General features: G+C 77.5%; 5 protein-coding genes and 1 pseudogene. 5 read left to right on the forward strand and 1 reads right to left on the reverse strand.

Translation table 11 applies throughout. The features are described from left to right. The 3 genes and pseudogenes from BJF79_RS56150 to BJF79_RS33380 form a co-directional block, all read left to right on the forward strand. Positions 1 to 202 (forward strand): annotated as a pseudogene (locus BJF79_RS56150) (hypothetical protein); the annotation flags it as partial. Next, positions 199 to 768, forward strand: a complete 570-nt coding sequence (locus BJF79_RS33375; protein WP_262402918.1) for a DUF3152 domain-containing protein — start codon at positions 199 to 201, stop codon at positions 766 to 768. The pseudogene BJF79_RS56150 and the gene BJF79_RS33375, both read left to right, overlap by 4 nt. 93 nt (positions 769 to 861) lie before the next feature. Then, positions 862 to 1,488: a YigZ family protein gene (locus tag BJF79_RS33380; protein WP_075903447.1), complete on the forward strand. Its 627-nt coding sequence runs from the start codon at positions 862 to 864 to the stop codon at positions 1,486 to 1,488. A 221-nt stretch (positions 1,489 to 1,709) separates the two neighbouring features. On the opposite strand, the gene BJF79_RS33385 is transcribed toward BJF79_RS33380, so the two are convergent. Next, positions 1,710 to 2,279, reverse strand: a complete 570-nt coding sequence (locus BJF79_RS33385) for a TetR/AcrR family transcriptional regulator (RefSeq protein WP_075903441.1) — start codon at positions 2,277 to 2,279, stop codon at positions 1,710 to 1,712. A gap of 220 nt (positions 2,280 to 2,499) precedes the next feature. On the opposite strand from BJF79_RS33385, the gene BJF79_RS33390 reads away from it, so the two are divergent. Then, the gene (locus BJF79_RS33390; RefSeq protein ID WP_075903443.1) at positions 2,500 to 3,714 is read left to right on the forward strand and encodes an iron-containing redox enzyme family protein; all 1,215 of its coding nucleotides are present in this window, start codon (positions 2,500 to 2,502) and stop codon (positions 3,712 to 3,714) included. A 12-nt stretch (positions 3,715 to 3,726) separates the two neighbouring features. After that, positions 3,727 to 4,044, forward strand: coding sequence for a 50S ribosomal protein L11 methyltransferase (locus tag BJF79_RS33395; protein ID WP_075903445.1), 318 nt, complete (start codon positions 3,727 to 3,729; stop codon positions 4,042 to 4,044). The last annotated feature ends 121 nt before the right edge of the window (positions 4,045 to 4,165 follow it).

Consider the following 4,165-nt stretch of genomic DNA (forward strand, 5'->3'; position numbering starts at 1 on the left):
CCTGGCGCCGGAGCGGCCCGCCGCGACGACGATCGCGGTCGGGGACGGCGACCGTCCCGACGGCGGCTCCGACCGGGCGGCCCGCACCGGCCAGGCCACCGCGCAGGCCACCGCGCAGGCCACCGCGCCCCCTCCCCGCCCCCGTCCGGAAGCCCGGAGGCCACCGCGGGGCAGGCCGCGGGGGAGTCCGGGCCGGTCGTGAACGGGCGGCGGCAGCCCGCACCGGTGGACGTCCCGGAGTCGGCGGGCGGCGAGTACACCGTCGTGCCCGGCACCGCCGAGCCGCCCGACGGAACCTCCGGGCCCGCCGTGGAGTACCTGGTCGAGGTCGAGGACGGGCTGCCGTTCACCGGCCCCGGGTTCGCCGCGCGCGTCCACCGCATCCTCAACGACCCGCGCGGCTGGGGCCACGGCGGCGCGATGCGGTTCCGGCGGGTGAGCGAGGGCCCGGTGCGGTTCCGGGTGTCGCTGTCGAGCCCGGCGCTGACCGACCGGGTGTGCGCGCCGCTGATCACCGGCGGCGAGCTGTCGTGCCGGGAGGGCGAGCGGTCGGTGATCAACGCGCTGCGGTGGGCCGCCGGCGACGACTCCTACGGCCGCGACGTGCTGTCCTACCGGGAGTACCTCATCGGCCACGAGGTCGGCCACGCGCTCGGGCACGGGCACCGGACCTGCCCCGGTGCGGGCGAACCGGCGCCGGTGATGGTGCAGCAGACCAAGTCGCTGGAGGGATGCGACCCCAACCCCTGGCCGCATCCGCGGCGATGAACCCCCGCGCCCGCGGCCCCCGCGGAGCGGGCGCGCCTCCGGCGGTAGGGTGCGGAGGATGACTCCCGCTCCGCGTCCCGCCCGGTGGTGCCCGTGCGCATGATCGGCGGCGGCGTGACGCACGAGCTGGAAGTCCGCCGTTCCCGGTTCGTCTGCACCCTGGCGCGGGTCGCCGACGAGGACGAGGCGGCCGCGTTCATCGCCGCGCACCGCCGCGCGCACCGCGACGCCACCCACAACTGCACCGCCTACGTCGTGGGCGAGCACGGGGAGATCACCAAGAGCAGCGACGACGGGGAACCCGCCGGGACGGCCGGGATCCCGATGCTGGAGGTGCTGGTGCGGCGCGGGCTGACCGGGACCGCCGCGGTCGTCACCCGCTACTTCGGCGGGGTGAAGCTGGGCGCGGGCGGGCTGGTGCGCGCCTACGGGCAGGCGGTCGCGGGCGCGATCGGCGAAGCCGGGCTGGTGGAACTGCGGCCGGTGGTGACGATGACGGCCGCGGTCGATCACGCGCTGGCGGGACGGTTCCTCGGCGACCTGCACGCGCGGTGGGCGCAGCCGTCCGGCGTCCGCTACGCGGCGGGAGTGGAGGCGGACGTGGCGGTGCCCGCGGAACGCGCGGAAGAGTTCGCGGCGTGGGCGGCCGAGGTGACCGCGGGCCGCGCGCGGGTCCGGCGCGGCGCCGCCGGGCACGTGGAGGTGCCGGTCACTTCCTGAGACCCCGCCCCGCCCCGGCGCGGGCCCGGTTCTCCGGGCGGCCGCCGTTCAGGCTTCGACACGGACGTCGGCGCGGCCGGTGTGCAGGCAACGCGCACGGCCCTCGCCGTCGTCTCCCAGGAACGCGACGGGCCCGAGACCGGGATCGGCGGCCAGCCGGATCCCGCCGCACCCGCACGGCAGCGGCGGCGGCGCGATCGGCGGCTTGCTGCCTCCCGGCGTCAGCGGGCGGGCCGGGCCAGGGCGCCGGTCAGGAAGACGGCGGTCACGGCGGCGCTGGCCTCCTCCACGCCCATCCGGTGCCCGACGACGCGCGACACCATCCCCTCCAGCAGGCTGAAGTACAGCTCGGCGAGGGTGTGGACGGGCAGGTCGCCGCGCAGCGACCCGTCGGCGGCGCCGCGCTCGAACACCGCGCGCAGCGGCCCGACGAGCTGGACGTCGACGCGGCGCGCCTCCCCGGCGCTCTTGTCGAGCAGCCCCAGCGCCCGGTACCTGCTGATCGCGGCGATCGTCGCGCGGGTCGTCCGGGCGATCGCCTCCTCGGTGGAGACGGTGTCGAGGCGGGCGTCGGCGAGCCGCTCGCGAAGATCGGCGAACGCCGTCTCGTACAGGGAGCGCAGGAGCTCCTCACGGTTGGGGAAGTAGCGGTACAGCGTCGCGCGGGCGACGCCCGCGGCCTGCGCGATGTCGGTCATGCTCGCCTGCTCGCCGCGCTCGGCCAGCACGGTGGCCGCGACGTCGAGGATCCCCGCGCGGACGTGGTCGCGCAGCACCGTGCTCCTGGTCACCGCCCCGATGATACAGCGCCGTCGCTCCGTCCCGACAAGATGACTCCCGTACGAGACAGGGTGTCTCGGCAGGGCCGACGGCCACGCCCCCCGTCCCGCCGTCCGGCGGGGGCGGCGGCCGCGGAGCGTATGGGACGCGGTGAACCGGGTACCCGGGGACGACGGACGCCCGACGGACGCCCGACGGACGCCCGACGGACGCCCGACGACGGGAGGAGCCATGGCGGTCGAGCACAGCGCGCCACCCGGACCGATACGGCTGCGGACGCGCGGGCGCGACGCCGCGCCCGTCCTGCCGCAACCCCGCGGCCCCCTGTCGCACGCCGTGATCGACGCCCTGGCGGGCCGCCCCCCGGCCGGTGCCGCACCGGCGACCGCGGGGGACGCCGCGTCCGCCGACCCCTACGGCGACGACCTGCAGCTGGCCCTGCACGTCTGCTACGAACTGCACTACCGGGGGTTCTCGGGCGTCGCCCCGGACTGGGAGTGGGACCCGGAACTGCTGCGGCTGCGCGGCGCGCTGGAGACGGTGTTCCTGGACGCCCTGCGCACCGACACCGGATCGACCCGCCCGGACGCCCCGGACCCCCGGGACGCCGCAGGGGCTCGGCGGCCCGGCGGCCGCGGGCACGGACGTCCCCCGGAGCCCGCCGCGCAACGCCCCGCGGGCGAGCCCGTCCCGCCCGAGAACGACGGCGGCGCCCGCGCGGAACTGGAGAACGTCCTGGACGGCCTGCTGGTGGAACCCGCCGACGACGGCACCGGCGTCGCCGGGCACCTGCGCGACGCCGGGCAGTGGTGGCAGTTGCTGGAACACGCGGCGCACCGCTCGGTCTACCACCTGAAAGAAGCCGACCCGCACGCCTTCGTGATCCCGCGGCTGCGGGGCCGCGCCAAAACGGCCCTGGTCGCGGTCGAGCACGACGAGTACGGCGGCGGACGCCCCGACCGCATCCACGCCGGCCTGTACGCCGACCTGCTGGAAGACCTCGGCCTGGACCCCTCCTACGGCGCCTACGTCGACGCGGCACCGGCGCCCATGCTCGCGACGGTCAACATGATGTCGTGCTTCGGGCTGCGCCGGTCGCTGCGGGGCGCGCTCGTGGGGCACTTCGCCGCCGCCGAGATCACCACGGCCCCGGCGGCGCGGCGGATGGTCCGGGCGCTGGACCGGCTCGGCGCGGGACCGCGGGCCCGGCTGTTCTACACCGAGCACATCGAGGCCGACGCCGTCCACGAGCAGGTGCTGCGGCACGACGTGATCGGCGGGCTGCTGGCCGACGAACCGGAACTGGCCGCCGACGTGACGTTCGGGGTGCGGGCGACGGGGCTGCTGGAGGACCGGCTCGCCGCGCACCTGCTGGGCGCCTGGCGGGCCCGCCCGCCGCGGACGTCGCTGCGCCGCCCCCTGACCGCCGCGCCGCCGCGCGGGTGACGCATGTTTCCCGTGACGTCCTCGCGGTACACGGGCGATGTGCTGCTGAGACCGCCGGGGGTGTACCGGCCGCAGGCCGACACCGCGCTGCTGGCCGACGTGCTGCGCCGGGCGGGCGTCGCCGCCGGTGCCCGGGTCCTGGACGTCGGGACCGGGACGGGCGCGGTGGCGGTGGCGGCCGCGCGCTGCGGCGCCCGCGAGGTCGTCGCGGTCGAGTCGCGGCGGGCGCGGTGCTGGCGGCGCGGTGCAACGCGCGGCTGCGGAACCTGCCGGTGCGGGTGCTGCGCGGCGACCTGTTCGCGCCCGTGGCGGCGGAGCGGTTCGACGTGATCGTCGCCAACCCCCCAGTACGTGATCGGCGACGCCGTCCCCGAGGCGGTGCGCGGCCGGGCCCGCGCGTGGGAGGCGGGCCCGTGCGGAGCCTGCTGGACCGGGTCTGCTCGCAGGCCCC

Origin of the sequence: Actinomadura sp. CNU-125, from assembly GCF_001942465.1 — a bacterium.
Lineage (GTDB): Bacteria > Actinomycetota > Actinomycetes > Streptosporangiales > Streptosporangiaceae > Spirillospora.